Raw genomic sequence first — 17,908 nt, forward strand, 5'->3', positions numbered from 1 at the left:
GTACGTCGGGGGTGTCGGCTTGCTCATCCACCCCGGCTATCACGCTGGATTCGCGACGTGAATCCCTCCGCCAGCCACCTTTGCGCAACATAGCCCTTCCGGACCTGAACCTCGACGCGCACGAAGCCAAGGCGTTCGCGTCGCTTGCGCCACTGCGTGATCGGGGACGGATCGGTCTTCGGCATAGGCTTCTCCATTTCCGGAAATCCTACCGGAAATCCAACTCTCTGCAAACAGCATACCGCCCCCGAGACGCAGCCAGCCTCGTAAAGTCGGGCGAGCGACCTGGGCGTCCGCCCGAGAAGGTGGCGATCTCACATCAGAGCGGCGGTCTTCGGCGGTGACGCTCTTCCGGAAAATCGCCTCTCGCATTTCCGCCCGATTTCGCTTGACCCCATCTCCTCAGGTTTGCTATTCTATAAGCAATATCAAACACTTAGGTCATAATCCAGGTTCCCCAGCCATGTTAACCGAAAATCAACCAATATCAGCGACTTGCTCCATCGATTGGGGCGGGTTTCTCGCTGGTCGGACCGGCTGTCGCACAATCTGCGTCACAGGGCGCCGGCCGCGCGCCTGCGGCTGCCGACGCATCGTCCGTGCTGCGGCGAACGGCCCACCCTCCACCTGACGCGCCGCGGCGGTGTCTGGCGCCACCGCAGGCGGACGCCGGAGCAGCTGCGGGCCCTCGGTCTGCGGTCGGTGCGCGCGATCTCGCTGCGCACCGACCGCCTGCCCGAGGCGATGGTGCGGGCGCAGGGCCTCGACCGCGTCCTCGAGGCGGCCTGGAAGCGCATCGCGATGGCGATGACGACGATCCGGCGGTCGACCTGCGCGCGGCGCCGCGAAGGCGAGCGATGCCCGGCCTGATGGCGATTCATCGGGACGCCGGATCGAGGGAGCGCAAATCATCATCCCAAGTCAGGCGGTTGCGCCGACCCTGAGCGATCCGGAGGGTCGACGGCGATTTCCCCGACGCGGCGTAGCGGCTCGGGCGCTCCGCGGTCTGAGCGCGCATCCGCGAAAACCGGACCGCGATTAATGAGTTTTTGAAGGCGTTCTGGGCAGGCTCCTCTCCGCGTCGGCTTTTGGCCAGCTAGGAGTGTGACATGGCGAAGATTGTCGTGATCGAAGACGAAAGCGCGCTGCGCGCGATGATCGCCGAAGAGCTCGAGGATCTCGGCCACACGGTCGTGACCGCCGTCAACGGCGAGCAGGGCCTTGCGGCGATCCTGGAGCACCGCCCCCAGTTCGTCTGCTGCGACGTGAACATGCCCGTCATGAACGGACTTGCGCTCAAGCAGAAGTTGAACGCGCTGGGGTTGGGGCCGAACGAATTGACCTTCATCTTCGTCTCCGCCCGGGTTGACCGCAACGACATCGCCGACGGCCTGATGCTGGGGGCCGACCATTACCTGACGAAGCCCATCGACATGGATCGGCTCGCGACGCTGGTCTCCTGATCATGGCGCGCATGGGCATCGGCATCGGGATGCGACGCATCGGGCTGCTCGACGCCTTCGCGTCGCGCGGCGTGGCCGCGGCGTTGCTGGCCGCGGTCCTGGCCCTGGCCGTCGCGCTCCTTGCGGCCGATTTCGGGGGCGGCCCGACGCCGATCGCCGGTTCGGATGCGTCGCCCGAGAGTTCGGACTGGCCAGCGACGGTCTCGCTCGTGGCGCTCACGGCGCTTGCGCTGGCGCTTCCGGTCGCGCTCCATGCGCACGCGCGCCTGCTGCGCGAGGCGAGGCGCTTCGTGGAGACGCACGAGCGCGTCCTCGGCAGGGGCGACGGCGATCTGCGCGGGCGGCTGCGCCGCGCCGCGTCCGACGCGGCGCTGATGACGGGCGCCGTGGCCTCCAGCCGCGCCGGCGTCGCGGCGTTCGACGCCGAGGGCAAGCTCATCCTCGGCGGCGCCGCGTTCGCGAGCCTCGCCCGCAGACGCGCCGAGAGTTTTCGGCGCCACACCGGATACGACCCTGCGGAGCCTGGCGCACCGAACCTCTTCGCGTTCCTGCGCGAAAAGGTGCTCGAAGGCGGCGACCAGGGCCGGCGCGACGCGCGATCCGTCCGCCTGGACTGGGAGGACTGCGTCATCGAGGCGAACATCTCGCTCGTCGTCGACGCCGAAGGCGAGCGCGTCGGCTATCTGGCGGAGTTCGTCGACGCGACGCAGGAGGCCCTGCTCGAGCGGCGCATCGCGGACCTGATCGCGGGCTTCAAGCGCGGCGACATCTATTCGCGCGTCGACGTGAACGTGAACGAGGACGAGGTCCGCCAGGAGTTCCTGATCAACGTGGCCGGCGACATGAACGCGCTGCTGGACACGATGGCGGAGCTCTTCGCCGACATCGACGGCGCCGTGCAGGCGCTCGTCGCCGGCGACGTGACCTTCAAGCTGACCGGAGACTACGAGGGCGAGTTCGCGTCGCTCAAGAGCAGCCTGAACACGTCCATCGAAACGTTCGAGAAGGTCGTGCACCGGATCAACGGCGTCGCCAGCGCGGTCCAGAGCAGGACCGAGGCGCTGGCGGACATGTCGCTGGACCTGCAGAGCGGCGCCGAATCGCAGGACGTCGCGATCCGCAGCGCATCCCGCGCGCTCGAGGAGGTCAGCCGCGCCATCATCGCCAATGCAGGCGACGCCGACAGCGCCGCGGCGCTGGCGCAGGAGGCCGAGCGCCGCGCCGAGGGCGGGCGCGCGGTCATCGTCGAGACCGACGCCGCGATGACCGCCATCGCCGACAGCGCCACGCGGATCGGCGACATAACGCGCCTCATCGACGAGATCGCGTTCCAGACCAACCTGCTGGCGCTGAACGCGGCCGTAGAGGCGGCGCGCGCGGGAGAGGCGGGCCGCGGCTTCGCCGTCGTGGCGCAGGAGGTGCGGGCGCTCGCGACGCGCTCGGCCGACGCCGCCAAGACGATCGAACGCCTGATCGTGGAGAGCAAGGAGCGCGTCAGCACCGGCGCGCGGCTGTTCAGCCAGGCGCGCGAGGCGCTTACCGGCATCTCGCAGGCGGTCGCCGAGGCGTCGGCCAAGGTGGAGAACATCCGCGCCTCGATCCGGGGGCAGACCGACTCGGCGCAGGAGATCGTCGCCGAGATCGAGTCGGTCGCCGACGCGGCGGCGCGCAACATCGCCATCGCCGGCCAGAACGGGGCCACCGCCGCCGACCTCGCGCGCAGCGTCGAGGAGCTGCGCGAGGTGGTCGCCTTCTTCATCGTCTCCGAGGTGGCGGACGACGCCGCCGGCTTCGTCCTCGACGCGTCGCCGCCCCTCAACGACGCGCCGGGCGACGCTCCGGGCGACGCGCCTGGCGACGCGTCGGACGACAGCTGGATGTCCACCGAGGAGCCCGCCGACTGGATGTCGCCCCATGGCGATCCCTTTGAAAGCGGCGAGGCGAGGTCGCCGGCGGCCTGACCCGCGAAAGCAGCATTCATGGATGACGCCGACATGAGCCCATGGCGCCGCCTTCGCGGCAGGCGCGCGACCGCGCCGGCGCAGGAACGGCGGGCGATCGGCGCGGCCGCGCCATGACCAGCGGTCGTCGGCGTCCCCTGCGCGCGAAGGTGATGCTGCGGGTGATCCCGCTGACCCTCGCGTGCTGTCTGGCGCTGTGGGCCCTGACCGCCTGGCGCGCCTACATCGACAACATCGACAGCGTCACGGAGACGCTCGCTCAGCGCCTCACGGCGAGGCTGGAGCTGATGGAGGCGCAGTTCGAAGCCGTCGACGACGCCATCGCGGACGTGGCGCGGAGCTTGATCGTCGAACGCGCCTTCGCCGGTCATGACCTCGAGAGCGTCGCGTCGCCCTATCTGCGGTCGCTTCCGCTGATCGGCTCCGGGGCGCTGTACTCGGCGCTGGTCGGTCTCGACGGCGAAGTGATCCAGCTCGATCGGCAAGGGCCCTTGCGCCGGCCGGCGCTCTTCGCGCAGGCGCTCGACCTGTCGCTGAATGGCGATCCGGTGCGCTGGATCGAGGGCGACGCGCTGCTCTTCATGCACGCCGTGCGAATCGGCGGCGACGTCGAGGGGGTGGTGCTGGTCTCGATGTCGCTTCCGCGCTTGTTCGAGGCCTTCGAGCGCGTCACGGCGCAGCAGACGGTGCTCACGCCGCTCGCCGAGGCGCAGGCGATGCTGCACGCGCGTCCGAACGGGCGCGCGAGCGTCTCTCCGGATGAACGCTCGCGCTTCGTCCTCGGCGACGGCATGATCGAAGGGTTGATGATCGCGCCGCTTGAGCGGGAGCCGGGCCTCGCGCTCGTCCTGAACAAGAGCATCCCCGTTCGCCCCTTCTACGACGATCCGGTGCAGCAGTTTCTTGGCGCGGTCTTCCTGATCGTGCTCCTGACAGGCGCGCTCAGCGTTCACCTCGCGGCGTCGGCGACGACCCAGCCTCTCGGGCGGCTGGTGGAGGAGCTGCGGACGAAGGGCCTGCAGATCGACCAGGCGCCTCCCAGGGCGGCGCGCGAGATCGACGATCTGCGGAGGTGGTTCCGCACGGCCGCCGAGGACGTCGAGCTTTCGCTGCTGCGCGAGCGCGAGCTCAACGCCAAGCAGCGCATGTTCGTCTCGATGGTCAGCCATGAATTCCGCACGCCGCTGGCGATCATCGACGGGTCGGCAAGCTCGCTCCAGCGTCGCCGCGCGCGCATGTCGGACGAGACGGTGGCGGCGAGACTGCTGACGATCCGCAGCTCGGTGGCGCGGCTCGTCCGGCTGATGGAGGGGGCGCTGCTCTCCTCCAGTATCGAGTCGGGGACGCTCAGGCTCGCGCTCGGGCAGGTCGATCTTCGCGGCGTCGTGGCCACGCTGATCGAGGAGCGGCGGGCCATCTCGCCGGACGCCGAGTTCACGGTCGAGGTCGAGGCGCTTGGCGATCTCGTGCGCGTCGATGAGCGCCTGATCTACAGCGTGATCGACAACCTGCTCTCGAACGCGGTGAAATACGCCCATGACGCGCCCAGGGTGCGCGTGCTCGGCTGGATCGAAGGCCGTTTCGCCTGCATCTCCGTCGCCGACAACGGCGTGGGCATCCCGGCCACGGAGCTGCCGCGCATCGGCGAGCGATTCTTCCGGGCCTCCACCTCGGCGGGCGTGTCCGGGACGGGCATCGGCATGAGCATGGTCGCCATGGTCGCGAAACTGCACGGCGGCGTTCTGGAAGTCGCCAGCACCGTGGGCGAGGGCTCCACTTTCACGGTGCGGCTGCCCATCGCCGGGCCCGCGAGCCACGACGACGCCGGCGAGAACGCCAGCGACCCCCGCGCGCTCTGGCGGCTGGTCTATCGCAGCCGCGCGACGGTGGCGCTCGACGGCGCGGCGCTGACTTCGCTGGCGGCCCACGCCGCCGCCGCCAACGGCAAGGTCGGCGTCACCGGATGTCTCTTCCAGCGCAACGGGAGCCTGGCGCAGGCGCTGGAGGGCCGCCGGTCGGAGCTGGAGCGCATCGTGGCGCTCATCCGCCGCGACCGCCGCCACACCGGGTTCGAGATCGTCGCGACCGGTCCGGCCAAATGCCGCGCTTATCCCGACTGGGCGATGCTGGTCGCGCCGCCGACCGAGGGGGCCGATCTCGCCGAGGCGCTGCTGGCCGACATCGCGCGGCGGACCGGCTCGGGCGACGCGCCCCGGACCGCGGCGGCCTGAAAGACCGACCCGAACCCCGTTCCGGATCTCCGCACGCCGCGCCGCACCCCTCCCGACCGCCAATGCAGGGCGCCGTTCGGAAGGGTGCGGGGCGCCGGGCGATGGACGGCCCTAAAACTCGCCATCCGGCGAACTCCGGTTCTGGCTCCGAGGCCGGGCCCGCGCGCCGGCCGCGGGCCGCGACGGCCCCCCTTGCGCCGGCGGCAGGCGCTTCTATGCTGTTTCTCAGCAGGGGTGCTCCGTATCGCCGGGGCTGAGATGCGGGCGTCATGCCGGCGGACCCTTGAGCTGATCTGGGTAATGCCAGCGGAGCGAGGCGGACATGTTTTCGGGAGCACAGCTCTCTCTTCACCCCATGCGCGATGACTTCATCGCCATCATCCTGGACGCCATCGGCGCGCTGGAGCCATGGCGGTCGCGGCTGCGAATCGAGACCGACGACGTCTCGACGCTGGTCGTCGGCCCGCCGGAGGCGCTGTTTCCCGCGATGCGCGACCTTTTCGTTCGCGCGGCGGCGAGCGAGGCGCATTGCGTGCTGCACGCCACGGTGTCGCGCGGCTGTCCGGGCGAGCCGGACGATCCGATCTGCGCGCCCGGCGCGGCGCGCCCGGCGGGCGGCTCGATGGCGGAGCGGGTCGCGGCTGCGGCCGGGCGGGTCGCCGGCGCCCAGCCGGTCGGGCGCAGCGTCGCGGCGCAGTTCTCGCTCTATCCGCTCGGCGCCGCCGACGCGTCCGCCGACGGCATGGGCGGGCACATGGCCGAGATCATGGGCTGCATCGACTTCCTGAAGGCGTCGGGCTGCTTCGAGCGGTCCAAGAATTTCTGCACGAAGCTGCGCGGCGACGCCGGGCCGGTCTTCGCGACGCTGGCGGAGGCCTTCACGTCCTTCGGCGCCCCGGACGGCCATGTGGCGATGGACGCGACGGTATCGGCTAACAGCCCCAGCGCCGCCTGATCCGGCGCAACGACGCGGCGGACGCGCAGGACGCCGCCGACCCTTCAATCCAGGAAGACAGGAGGCGCGTCATGGCGTCCGCCACATGGACTTTGCGGGAAACCCTGATCGTCGCCGCGCTCGGCGCGGTGTTCGGCGTGCTCTATCTGGGATGGGTGCAGGTCTGGCTGGTCGCGCAGGCGGTCTTCGGGCCGGTGACGATGGACGTCGTGATGGGTTTCTGGTTCATCGTGTCGATCATCGCGGCGGCCATCGTGCGCAAGCCGGGCGTCGCGCTCGTCTCGGAGGTGCTGGCAGCCGCGACGCAGATCCTGCTCGGCAGTCCGGCGGGGCTGCTGCTGCTGCTGACGGGCTTCGTCCAGGGCCTTGGCTGCGAGGTCGTCTTCGCCGCCACGCGCTGGCGGCGCTGGTCCCTGCCCGTGCTGATGGCCGCCGGCGCCGGCGCTGCTGTGTTCTCCTTCGCCTACACCTGGGTGCGGTTCGACTACGGCGCGCTTGCGCCGGGGCTGCTGGCGCTGATGTTCGCGCTGCGGCTGGCGAGCGGGGCGCTGCTCGGCGGCCTGCTGGGCTGGAGCATCGTCAACGCGCTGCATCGCACGGGCGTGCTGGCGGGGCTGCGCATCGACCATGACCGTCGCGCCGCGCGCGCCTGAGCGGAACGCGCGGGCGCAGCCCGACGCCGGCCCGGCGCTGGCGCGCTGGGAGGCGGTCGCGGCGCGGTATCCCTTCGCCGACCGAGACGCCGTCGGCCCGGTCTCGCTGGCGCTGCGGCGCGGCGAAAGGGCGCTGCTGCTCGGGCCGTCGGGCTGCGGCAAGTCCACCCTGCTGCGTGCGCTGACCGGTCTCTCGCCCGCCGGCGCCGACCCAGCCCTGACCGGCCGCACGACGCTGTTCGGCCGCGACGCCCGCGCCCGCCCCGCCGCGTGCTGGGCCGATACGGTCGCCTTCCTTTTCCAGGATGCGGAGGAGACGCTCTGCGGCTTCACGGTAGAGGACGAGATCGCCTTCGCGCCGGAGAACCGCGCCCTGCCGCCCGCCCGCGTCGCGGCGCTGACCGCCGGCGCCATGGCGCGGGTCGGGTTGCCGGAAGCGTGGCGGCGCCGCCGCGTCGCGACGCTCTCCGGCGGCGAGAAGCAGCTCGTGGCGCTTGCCGCGCTGCTGGCGCAGGATGCGCCCGTCGCGATAGCGGACGAGCCGACGGCGAACCTCGCGCCGAAGGCTGCGGCGCGCATGTCGGCGCTGCTGCTGGGGCCGGACGGCCCGGCGGCGACGCTGGTGGTCGATCACCGCATCGGGTCCGCGGTCGAGCGGATCGACCGCGCCGTGGCGCTAGGGCCGGACGGAAGGGCGACGGCCGAGGGATCTCCGCGCGCCGTTTTCGCCGACGCTGGCGAAAGACTGGAGGCGCTTGGGGTCTGGACGCCGCTGGCGAGTTGCCTGCATCGCGCGCTGGGCCGCGCCGGGCTGGTCCTGCCGCCGCCCTTGAAGGTCAACGAGATTCTGCGCGCCGTCGACGGGCTCGCGCCGGCGGGCAGGGCCCGCGCGCGGCGCGTCGCGGCCGGTTTCGCGCCGGAGCCCCCGCATGCCGCGCGGAAGCCGGCCATGGCGCGGCTCGACCGCGTCGACTGCGCGCCGCCCTTCGGCCCCGTCGTTCTGCGCGGCGTGACGCTTGAGATCCGACCGGGCGAGGCGCTGGGCGTGCTCGGCCCGAACGGCGCCGGCAAGTCGACGCTGGCGGCCTGCCTCGCCGGGCTCGCGCCGCTGCGCGCCGGGCGTCGCCACGGGCCGCCCGGGGCCGTCGCCTTCCAGAACCCCGAAGTGCATTTCATCGGCGGGACCGCGCGCGAGCAGCTCTTGCTGTCGGGCGCGCCTGCGGCGGGCGTCGATGCGGCGCTCGCGGCGTGGGGCCTCGCCGACGTCGCCGACAGGCATCCCTTCGCGCTGTCGCAGGGCCAGAAGCGACGGCTCGCGCTGGCCTCGATCACGGCGACGGACCGCTGGCCGCTGGTCGTGCTGGACGAGCCGACTGCGGGGCTGGATGCGCGCGGCGCCGCCGCGATCGGCGCGCAGGTCGCGCGGCTGGCCGGCGAGGGCCGCGCGCTGGCCGTCGTCACCCACGACATGGACTTTGCGCTGGCCGTCTGCGCGCGCACCATTGTCGTCACCGAGGGCGGCGTGCTGGCGGAGGGGCCGACCGCCGCGCTGCTGCGCGACCGCGCGCTGCTCGCGCGCGCCGGCCTTGCGGCGCCCGAGGCGGGGCCCCTGCTCGACTGGCTGGAGCGGCGCTGATGCTGGGGCGCGTCCATCCGCTGCCGAAGCTCGTCTTCTGCCTGCTCTGGATCGCGGCGAGCCTCGCGATCTTCGACCTGCGGTTCCAGATCGGCTCGCTCGCGCTGGCCGCCGGGCTGCTGGTGACGACGGAGCGGGTGCGGCCCGCGACCGTTCTGGCGCTGGCGGTCCCCTTCGCGCTGTTCGGCTTCGGATTTCTCTCCACCAGCCTGCTGTTCGACCGGGAGACGGGCTTCGCCGTTCAGATGGCGCGGGAGCAGGCGCTGGCGCGGCCCGACGCGGCGCCGGGGCTGGTGCTCTTCTTTCGGGCGCTGGCCTGCGGGATGGTCTCGGCTCTGTTTGCGCTGACGACCGACGCCGGCGCGCTGGTGCGCGCGCTGATGGCGCAGGCGCGGCTGCCGGCGTCGATCGGCTACGCGCTGCTGCAGGCGATGCACCTCGTCCCCGACGTCGCGCGCGAGGCGCAGGCGATGCGGATGGCGCGGGCGATGCGTCGGGGGCGCGCGCCGGGCCGCATCCCGACGCCGTGGGAGGTGGGCGCGCTCGCGGTGCCGCTGCTGGCCTACGCGATCCGCCGCGCCGGGCGGGCCGCGACGGCGATGGAGGCGCGCGGTTTCCGCCCCGGCGCGCCCCGCACGTTTTTGCGCGCGCCGCCGCCCGCGCGCGGCGACTGGGCGTTCTGCGCCGGCGCGCTCGGCCTGCTCGCCGCCGCGGCCGCGGCCTGCGCGATGCGTTGAGCCCGACTGCTCAGGGCGCGGCGTCGCCGAAGCTCAGCCGATAGTCGGGGCCGCGGTGGATCATCGTCACCTGCGTCACCGCCGCGTCGCCCATCCACGTCGTGCGCTCGACGCAGAGCACCGCCGCGCGCAGGCGGACGCCGAGGGCGCGCGCGGCGTCCCGGTCCGCGAGGTCGGCCCAGATGCGGTGGCCGATGCGGGTGTAGGGCGCCGCGCGCACCAGCCACTCGTTGGGGCTGATCGCCTCGAAGGGCGCGGCGGCGGCGGCGGGCACCGTCGCGAGGTTGATCCAGCGGCGCTCCAGCTGCCACGGCGCGTCGTCGGCCAGATGCAGCGCCTCGGTGCGCATCGCGACGCCGCCGGGCTCGAGGCCGAACAGCGCCGCGACCGCCTCGGGCGGCGCCGCCTGCTCCGCCGCCAGCAGGCGATAGCCGTAGCGGGCGCCGGCGGCGCGCACCTCCTCGCGCACCAGCGGGATGGAGAGGCGCGTCGCCACCGCCGCGCGCACCGCCACGCGGCTGCCGGCGCGGCGCCGGCGCTCCACCAGCCCCTGCGCGACCAGCGCGCCGAGCGCGCGGCCGATGGTCGGGCGGGTGACGCCGTACTCCTCCGCCAGATCGGCCTCGTTGGGGATCGGATCGCCCGGCGCGAACTCGCCTGCGGCGATGCGGGCGAGCAGCGCCTGCTCGATGCGTTTGTATTTCGGCGCGCTCACAGCGCCGCCGAAAGCGCCGCCATCTCCGCGCGGTAGCGCGCCTCGATGGGCGCGCGGCGCACATGCCGGCCCCCGGTCACGACATGACGGCCGGCCGACCAGACCTCGCGCACCACGCGGTCTCCGGCGGCGAAGATCCAGCCGTCGATCCACTGGTCGGGCGTCAGCGGCGCCAGCGCGACGTCCTCGACGTCGATGGCGACGAGATCGGCCAGCATCCCAGGCGCCAGCGCGCCAGAGGCCCGGCCCAACGCCTGCGCGCCGCCGGCGAGCGCCGCGCGGTAGAGCGTTTCGCCCACCGATGCGCCGGGCTCGGCCAGCACGTTGCGCGCCCTGTGGGCGAGGCGCTGCGAATACTCAAGCGTGCGCAACTCGTCCGCCAGCGTGATGCGTATGTCGCTGTCGGAGCCCACCCCGAAGGCGCCCCCCGCGCGGCGGAAGGCGTCGCCCTCGAAAATCCCGTCGCCGAGATCGGACTCGGTGATCGGGCAGAGCCCGGCGACAGCCCCCGAGGCGGCGATGCGCGCGGTCTCGTCGTGCGTCATCTGGGTGCAGTGGATCAGGCACCACCGCGCATCCATGCCCACGCCGTCCAGCAGGAAGGCCACGGGGCGGGCGCCGAGCCACGCCTCGACCTGCTCGACCTCGGCGACCTGCTCGGCGGCGTGGATGTGGAGCGGGCCGTCAGGCCAGGCCTCGGCGACGGCGCGCAGCTGCTCGGGCCGGGTGGCGCGCAGCGAATGCGGCGCGGCCCCGAGGCGGGCGTCGTCGGGCAGCGCGGCGACGGCGCGCGCGGCGCTCTCCATCACCGCCGCGAAGCCGTCCAGCTCGTTTCCGAAGCGCAGCTGGCCGCCGGCCAGAGGCTGCGCGCCGGCGCCGCCATGGCTGTAGAGCACCGGCAGCAGCGTCAGGCCGATCCCGCTGTCCGCCGCCGCCGCCGCGATGCGCTGCGCAAGCTCGCCACGGTCGGCGTAAGGGGCGCCGCCGGGCTGGTGGTGGACGTAGTGGAACTCCGCCGAGGCGGCGTAGCCGGCCTCCAGCATCTCGATCTGGACCAGCGCGGCGATCGCCTCGATCTGCTGCGGCGTGAGCAGGTCCAGGAAACGGTACATGAGCCGCCGCCACGTCCAGAAGCTGTCGGGCTCGGGCCCGCGCCGCGCCGTCATCCCCGCCATGGCGCGCTGGAAGGCGTGGCTGTGCAGGTTCGCCGGCGCCGGCAGCAGCGCGCGCCCCGGGAGCCGCAGATCGCCGGGCCGCGCCGGCGCGCCGGCCTCCACCGCGACGATGCGGCCGCCCGCCAGCGTCGCCCGCACGTCGCGCGCCCAGCCCGACGGCGTGAGCGCGTGATCGGCCTGCAACACGGCGTCGGAGGGCATGGCGGCGCGGCCTTCGCGATTGACGATGAGCCAAATATGCTTTTACATATTCACCAAGTCAACAATGACCGGGAGCTGCGGCATGGCGGCGATCACACTCCGCGGGGCGCGCGTGGCGACCATGCTGGGCGGGCGCGCGGACGTCATCGAGGCCGGCGCCGTGGCGATGCGCGACGGACTGATCGCCTGGGTCGGCCCCGACGCGGCGCTGCCGGCCGAGCACGCCGCCGCCGAGATCGTTCCGCTAGAAGGCCGCCTGCTGACCCCCGCGCTCATCGACTGCCACACCCATATCGTCTTTGGCGGCGACCGCGCCCGCGAGTTCGAGATGCGGCTGGAGGGCGCCTCCTACGAGGAGATCGCGCGGGCCGGCGGCGGCGTCGTCTCCACGGTTCGGGAGACGCGCGCCGCAAGCGAGGAGGCGCTGGTGGCCGCGGCGCTGCCCCGGCTCGACGCGCTGCTGGCCGAGGGCGTGGCGACGGTGGAGGTCAAGTCCGGCTACGGGCTCGACGTGGCGACCGAGCTTCGGATGCTGCGCGCGGCGCGGCGGCTCGCCGACCTGCGCCCGGTGCGGATCGTCACGACCTTTCTCGGCGCCCATGCGACGCCGCCGGAATACGCCGGGCGAGCCGACGCCTACATCGACGAGGTCGCGATCCCGGCGCTGCGCGCCGCCCACGCCGAAGGTCTGGCCGACGCGGTGGACGCCTTCTGCGAGGGGATCGCCTTCAGCCCCGAACAGGTGGGCCGGGTTTTCGACGCGGCGCGGGCGCTGGGCCTGCCGGTCAAGCTGCACGCCGAGCAGCTCTCCAACCTCGGCGGGGCGGCGCTGGCGGCCCGACATGGCGCGCTGAGCGCCGATCACCTCGAACATCTCGACGGGGCGGGCGTCTCCGCGATGGCGGCGGCGGGGACCGTGGCGGTGCTGCTGCCGGGCGCCTTCTACGCCCTGCGCGAGACGCAGGCGCCGCCCGCAGCGGCGCTGCGGGCGGCGGGCGTTCCCATGGCCGTGGCGACCGACTGCAACCCCGGCACCTCGCCGATGACGTCCCCGCTGCTGGCGATGAACATGGCCTGCACCTTCTTCCGGCTCACGCCCGCCGAGGCGCTGGCGGGCGTGACCGTCCATGCCGCGCGTGCGCTCGGGCTGGCGGACTGCGGCGTGATCGCTTCGGGGATGCGCGCCGATCTCGCGGAATGGGACGCGACGGCGCCGGCCGAACTCGCCTACCGCATCGGCTTCAACCCGCTGCGCCGCCGCTGGTTCGCCGGGGCGCCGGCGTGAGCGCGCTGGTTCCCGGCGCGACGACGCTGGCGCAGCTCGAGGCCGTCTGGCGGGGCGAGACGACCCCGACGCTCGACCCCGCCTGCCAGCCGGCGGTGGAGCGCGCGGCGGTGATGGTCGCCGAGGCGGCCGGAGGCGCGGCGGCCGTCTACGGCGTGAACACCGGCTTCGGCAAGCTCGCCTCGATCCGCATCGCGCCCGGCGACGTGGCGACGCTCCAGCGCAACCTGATCCTGTCGCACTGCGCGGGCGTCGGCCCGGCGATCCCCGAGCGCGTCGCACGGCTGATGATGGCGCTGAAGCTGCTGTCGCTGGGCCGCGGCGCCTCGGGCGTGCGCTGGGAGGTCTGCGCGCTGATCGAGGCGATGCTCGCGCGCGGCGTGACGCCGGTCATTCCGGCGCAGGGCTCGGTCGGGGCGTCGGGCGATCTCGCGCCGCTCGCGCACATGACGGCGGTCATGCTGGGCGAGGGCCGCGCCATGTTCGAGGGGCGCGAGACGGGCGGCGCCGACGCGTTGGCGGCGGCGGGGCTGGCGCCCGTCGCGCTGGGGCCGAAGGAAGGGCTTGGCCTTATCAACGGCACGCAGTTCTCGACGGCCTTCGCGCTGGCGGGGCTCTTTGAGGGCTGGCGGCTGGCCCAGGCGGCGCTGCTGACCGGGGCGCTCTCGACCGACGCCGCGATGGGCTCGACGGCGCCCTTCCACCCTGAAATCCACGCCCTGCGCGGCCATCGCGGCCAGATCGAGGCGGCGGCGACGCTGCGCGCCCTGCTGGAAGGCTCCGCCATCCGCGAAAGCCACCGCGAGGACGACGCCCGCGTGCAGGACCCCTACTGCATCCGCTGCCACCCGCAGGTGACCGGCGCGGCGATGGACCTGATGCGGCAGGCCGCCACGACCCTGCGGCTGGAGGCCAACGCCGCGACAGACAATCCGCTCGTGCTGGTGGACGACGGCCTGATCGTCTCGGGCGGCAACTTCCATGCGGAGCCGGTCGCCTTCGCCGCCGACATGCTGGCGCTGGCGCTGGCGGAGATCGGCGCCATCGCCCAGCGCCGCGTCGCGCTGCTGGTGGACCCCACGCTCTCCACCGGCCTGCCGCCCTTCCTGACGCCAGAGCCGGGGCTGAACTCCGGCTACATGATCGCGGAAGTCACGACGGCGGCGCTGATGAGCGAGAACAAGCACCGCGCGAGCCCCTGCTCCACCGACAGCACGCCGACCTCCGCCAATCAGGAGGATCATGTGAGCATGGCGGCCCATGGCGCCCGCCGGCTGATGGAGATGGCCGACAATCTCGGGCGCATTCTCGGGGTCGAGGCGCTGGCGGCGGCGCAGGGGATCGGCTTCCGCGCCCCGCTGGAGACCTCGCCGCTGCTCGCGCGCGCCATCGCCCGGCTGCGCGCCGACTGCCCGCCCCTGAGCGAGGACCGCGCCGTGGCCCCAGAGATGGAGGCCGCCGCCGCGCTCATCCGCTCGGGGGCCGTGCTTGAGGCCGCGGGCTCCAGCCTTTTTCCGGAGCTCGAAGCCTGAGCGCCCCTGACCGCGCCGCTCTACAGCCAGCGCGCCAGCAGTGCGCGCACGTCGACCCGCGCCCGCAGGCGCTGCGCGAGCAAGTACATCCCCGCCGCCTTGCGCTGGATGAAGAGCGTGTCCATTGGCGGGATGCGCCAGAAATCCCGCTCGCCGGCGAGCGCGAGGCCGCCTTCGCGCAAGCGGGCCGTGCGTCCCGGTTCCGCGAAGTCGTAGACGCCGCCGGCCCGCAGCGGGGCCAGCACGATCTCCGCAAGGTCGAGCGCGGCGTCCTGATGGCGCGCGTCGGTCGACGCGTCGAAGAAGCCGATCTCGACGGCGCCGCGGCGCACCGCCTCCCGGTCTCCCGCCATGGCGGCGCGCAACAGCGCGCGGTAGCGCCCGGTCGTCTGCGGCGACAGCGCCCGAGTGGCGCCGAAGTCGAGCAGCGCGAGCCGGCGCGTCGTCCGGTCATAGCGATAGTTGGCGAAGTTGGGGTCGGTCTGCATCAGGCGGAACTCGAACAGCTCGCGAAGGGTCAGCTCCAGAAGCAGCGTCGCCACCCAGTCGCGCTCGTCCTGCGGCGCGTCGACCATGCGCTCGACCGGCTCGCCCTCGACGAACGACATCGCCAGCACGTCGGCCGTCGTGAGGTCGGCGTGCAGCCGCGGCACGACGTAGCCTGGCGCGTCGGCCAGCAGTTCGCCGAAGCGGGCGAGATGCCTGCCTTCCCGCGCGTAGTCGGCTTCCTCGTGGAGCTGCCGCTTCGCCTCGGCCAGCATCGGCGCGACGTCGAGCGTCGGCGGCAGAAGGCCCGAGAGCCTGAGCAGCGTCGCCACGTTGCCCACGTCGCTGTCGATGCTCCGGCGCACGCCGGGATACTGGATCTTCACGGCGAGGTCGCGCCCGTCCCTGGTCATGGCGCGATGCACCTGGCCGATGGAGGCCGCCGCCATCGGCTCGGGCTCGAAGACGGCGAAGCGGTCCCGCCAGCCCTGGCCCCAGCGCTCCGTCAGCACCTTCTGGAGCTGGCTCGCGGGCATGCGCCTGGCGTCGGCGCGCAGGCGGGCGAGAATCTCGGTCAGTTCCGGCGGCAGCACCTCGCCTGCGTCCATCGACAGCAGCTGGCCTATCTTCATCGCCGCGCCGCGCAGGTCCGCCAGTTGGCGGGTGACGCGCATGGCGTTGGCCGGCGTCAGCAGCAGGTCCGCCATGGAGGGGCGCTCGCCGGCGGCGAAGCGGCGGGCGGCGTCCACCGCAACGTTTCCCGCCACGCCGCCGGCCAGCCCGCCGAAGCGCGCAAGGCGGGCCAGTCTGCCGCTGGGCACGGCGACGCCGCGGGCGTCATGGGGCTTGTCCGGCATCTCGGCGCTCCCGCAGGCGTTCGACGAGCGCGGCAGGTAGCGCGCCGCCGCGGCGGGTCACGCGCCGCCGCCCGAACGCGCGGCGCGCTCAATTCGGGAGACGCCGACCATGATATGCGCTCCGGCGCCCGTTTGCGCCTCCTGCGATGACGCTCCCACCCTGGCGCCGCGAACGGCTCAGGGGCTGTCGTCGCGCCGGGCGCTGGCGGGCAGGTCGAGGCCGAGGCGGTCCGCGAGCAGCACGAGGAGGCGCTCCGGCGGGGTCATCGCGGCGCGGGCGGCGAGCACATCGCGGGCGAGCCCGGGATCGTCCGTGATCAGCCCGTCGGCGCCCAGCGAGATCATCGCCGACATCTCCGCGGGGTCGTTCACCGTCCAGACGATGAGCTTCTTGCCGGCCCGGTGAAGGCGCTCCGCGAGGCCGGGGCTGGCAGAGGCGGCGCGGATCGCGACGAAATCGCCCTCCAGCCGCGACACGTCGCCGATGGCGGTCGCCGCCAGCACCCCCAGCGGCCAGCCGGGCCTGAGGGCCGCCATCTTCACGACGGACGCGTATTTCAGCGACATCACGGCGACCTCGTCGGCCATGCCGGCGGCTTCCACGACCGCCGCGACGCGGTTCTCCAGATCGACCTCGAAGCCGTAGTGCTTCAGCTCGATCAGCAGCCGCGCGCGGCCGCGCACCGCCTCCAGCGCCTGCGCCAGCGTCGGCGTGCGCTCGCCGGCGTGCTCGGGGCCGAACCACGAGCCGATGTCGATGCGCGCGAGGTCGTCGGCGGTGGCGTCGCGCACCTTCAGGCCGACGCCGGCGAGCTTCATGAAGTCGCTGTCGTGGACGACGATCACGGCGCCCTCGGCGCTCTCCTGCACGTCGATCTCGACCCAGTCGGCGCCGTCCTCCACGGCGCGGCGGATCGCGGCGAGGCTGTTCTCGGGCGCCAGCGCGCTCGCGCCGCGGTGGCCGATCACCAGCACGGCGTCGGACGCCTCGACGCCATCGAGCATCGCGGCGCCGGCGAGCGGTCCGGTCACGGCGGCCAGCGCGGCGGCGGCGACGACGACGCGCACCCGCCGCGGCGGCGGCGCGCCCACCGGCGCCTCGGTCGCGTCGGGGTCGAAGCGCGCGTTCAGCAGCGCGGCGAGCGCGCCCAGCGCCACCCCCGCGATCGCCATGTCGAGCAGCGCCCAGAGCGCCGCGAGCACGCCGATCGTCAGCAACGCCAGCCGCACATGCCCCTCCAGCAGACCCGGCGCCCACGCCATCGCGAGCGCTGCGGCCGCCGCGCCGGCCATGGAGAGCCCGAGCCGGATCGCCAGCCACCAGCCCAGCGCCCGCAGCAGCCGCCGCCGACCGCCCGCGATGCGCTCGCGGCTCAGACCGAAGGCGCGCGCCGGCGGAACGGCCTCGAAAAGCGCCAGATGCAGCGAGACCGCCCAGCCGGCGAACCGCGCGGCGAGCAGGGCCGCCAGCCCCAGCGCAAGGAGCGCGATGACGGCGGCGGCGAGCAGGAACTCCGGCGGCCTTTCGCTGAGATAATAGTTGATGTCGCGCTCGGAGATCAGCGCCCGCGCCGTCAGCAGCGCGGCGAGGACGAAGGGCGCCGCCAGCGCCAGCACCCGCAGCGTCAGCAGCGCCGCGTAATGCGCCAGCGCCCGCAGCCGGCCGCCGAGCCGCATCACCGCCGCGGGGATCGCCCGCAGCCCCGAGGCGTCGGGCCGGCGCAGGTCGATGGTCATCGCCGCCAGCCCGACGACCGAGCCGACGAGGAACACGGCCGAGAGCCCCAGCGCCGCCAGCACGCCCCCGGGCGTCGCGAGGAACATCAGGATGTCCGCGTCGCTCAGCGCCGGCTGGCGCGAGAGCGACACCGCCAGCGCAACCACCGCGCCGGTCAGCGGCGCCACGACCGCCAGAGAAAGCAGCCGCACGCCCATGAACAGCGGGATCACGAAAGCGCGGCGGCGCCAGGCGAGCGCATAGGCGGCCAGCGCCTCCGTCATCGGTCCCGCTCCTCAGCCAG

14 protein-coding genes and 1 riboswitch are annotated in these 17,908 nt (G+C 73.3%); of the genes, 10 read left to right on the forward strand and 4 right to left on the reverse strand.

The window, feature by feature from the left end:
- Window positions 1-507 precede the first annotated feature (507 nt).
- The 8 genes from BLW43_RS24670 to BLW43_RS12460 all read left to right on the forward strand — a co-directional run bounded on the left by BLW43_RS24670 (window position 508) and on the right by BLW43_RS12460 (window position 9,636).
- Window positions 508-870, forward strand: a complete 363-nt coding sequence (locus BLW43_RS24670) for a DUF6538 domain-containing protein (protein ID WP_342741613.1) — start codon at window positions 508-510, stop codon at window positions 868-870.
- Window positions 871-1,109: 239 nt separating this feature from the next.
- The gene (locus tag BLW43_RS12430) at window positions 1,110-1,463 is read left to right on the forward strand and encodes a response regulator transcription factor (RefSeq protein ID WP_093253926.1); all 354 of its coding nucleotides are present in this window, start codon (window positions 1,110-1,112) and stop codon (window positions 1,461-1,463) included.
- An 11-nt stretch (window positions 1,464-1,474) separates the two neighbouring features.
- Window positions 1,475-3,424, forward strand: a complete 1,950-nt coding sequence (locus BLW43_RS24585; RefSeq protein ID WP_175478878.1) for a methyl-accepting chemotaxis protein — start codon at window positions 1,475-1,477, stop codon at window positions 3,422-3,424.
- A 113-nt stretch (window positions 3,425-3,537) separates the two neighbouring features.
- A complete protein-coding gene (locus tag BLW43_RS12440) occupies window positions 3,538-5,655 on the forward strand; it encodes an ATP-binding protein (protein ID WP_175478879.1) in 2,118 nt (705 codons plus the stop codon).
- A gap of 220 nt (window positions 5,656-5,875) precedes the next feature.
- A riboswitch (TPP riboswitch) is annotated at window positions 5,876-5,988 on the forward strand.
- Entirely contained in the window at window positions 5,978-6,610 is a 633-nt protein-coding gene (locus BLW43_RS12445; RefSeq protein WP_093253931.1) for a YkoF family thiamine/hydroxymethylpyrimidine-binding protein, read from the forward strand. It overlaps the preceding riboswitch by 11 nt.
- A gap of 71 nt (window positions 6,611-6,681) precedes the next feature.
- Complete coding sequence (locus tag BLW43_RS12450) at window positions 6,682-7,263, forward strand: ECF transporter S component (RefSeq protein WP_093253932.1); 582 nt, start codon at window positions 6,682-6,684, stop codon at window positions 7,261-7,263.
- Window positions 7,238-8,899 carry an ABC transporter ATP-binding protein gene (locus BLW43_RS12455; protein ID WP_093253934.1) on the forward strand — a complete coding sequence of 554 codons (1,662 nt, stop codon included), beginning with the start codon at window positions 7,238-7,240 and terminating at the stop codon, window positions 8,897-8,899. The genes BLW43_RS12450 and BLW43_RS12455 overlap by 26 nt, the downstream gene beginning before the upstream one ends.
- Window positions 8,899-9,636, forward strand: coding sequence for an energy-coupling factor transporter transmembrane component T family protein (locus BLW43_RS12460; protein ID WP_093253936.1), 738 nt, complete (start codon window positions 8,899-8,901; stop codon window positions 9,634-9,636). Before BLW43_RS12455 ends, BLW43_RS12460 begins: the two co-directional genes overlap by 1 nt.
- A 10-nt stretch (window positions 9,637-9,646) precedes the next feature.
- On the opposite strand, the gene BLW43_RS12465 is transcribed toward BLW43_RS12460, so the two are convergent.
- The gene (locus BLW43_RS12465; RefSeq protein WP_175478880.1) at window positions 9,647-10,351 is read right to left on the reverse strand and encodes a histidine utilization transcriptional repressor HutC; all 705 of its coding nucleotides are present in this window, start codon (window positions 10,349-10,351) and stop codon (window positions 9,647-9,649) included.
- Window positions 10,348-11,727 carry a formimidoylglutamate deiminase gene (locus BLW43_RS12470; RefSeq protein ID WP_093253938.1) on the reverse strand — a complete coding sequence of 460 codons (1,380 nt, stop codon included), beginning with the start codon at window positions 11,725-11,727 and terminating at the stop codon, window positions 10,348-10,350. The genes BLW43_RS12465 and BLW43_RS12470 overlap by 4 nt, the downstream gene beginning before the upstream one ends.
- An 82-nt stretch (window positions 11,728-11,809) precedes the next feature.
- Here BLW43_RS12470 and hutI point away from each other — a divergent pair, with 82 nt between their 5' ends.
- Together hutI and hutH are read left to right on the forward strand one after the other, a co-directional pair.
- Window positions 11,810-13,012 (forward strand): imidazolonepropionase, encoded by a 1,203-nt coding sequence (hutI, locus tag BLW43_RS12475; RefSeq protein ID WP_093253940.1) that lies wholly within the window; start codon window positions 11,810-11,812, stop codon window positions 13,010-13,012.
- Complete coding sequence (hutH, locus tag BLW43_RS12480) at window positions 13,009-14,544, forward strand: histidine ammonia-lyase (protein WP_093253942.1); 1,536 nt, start codon at window positions 13,009-13,011, stop codon at window positions 14,542-14,544. The genes hutI and hutH overlap by 4 nt, the downstream gene beginning before the upstream one ends.
- Before the next feature lie 20 nt (window positions 14,545-14,564).
- Here hutH and BLW43_RS12485 read toward each other — a convergent pair whose 3' ends face one another.
- Together BLW43_RS12485 and BLW43_RS12490 are read right to left on the reverse strand one after the other, a co-directional pair.
- Entirely contained in the window at window positions 14,565-15,887 is a 1,323-nt protein-coding gene (locus BLW43_RS12485) for an ABC1 kinase family protein (protein WP_093253943.1), read from the reverse strand.
- Window positions 15,888-16,064: 177 nt separating this feature from the next.
- The gene (locus tag BLW43_RS12490) at window positions 16,065-17,888 is read right to left on the reverse strand and encodes a glycerophosphodiester phosphodiesterase family protein (protein WP_093253945.1); all 1,824 of its coding nucleotides are present in this window, start codon (window positions 17,886-17,888) and stop codon (window positions 16,065-16,067) included.
- Window positions 17,889-17,908: the final 20 nt, after the last annotated feature.

The organism is Rubrimonas cliftonensis (genome assembly GCF_900107585.1).
In the GTDB taxonomy this organism is placed as follows: domain Bacteria; phylum Pseudomonadota; class Alphaproteobacteria; order Rhodobacterales; family Rhodobacteraceae; genus Rubrimonas; species Rubrimonas cliftonensis.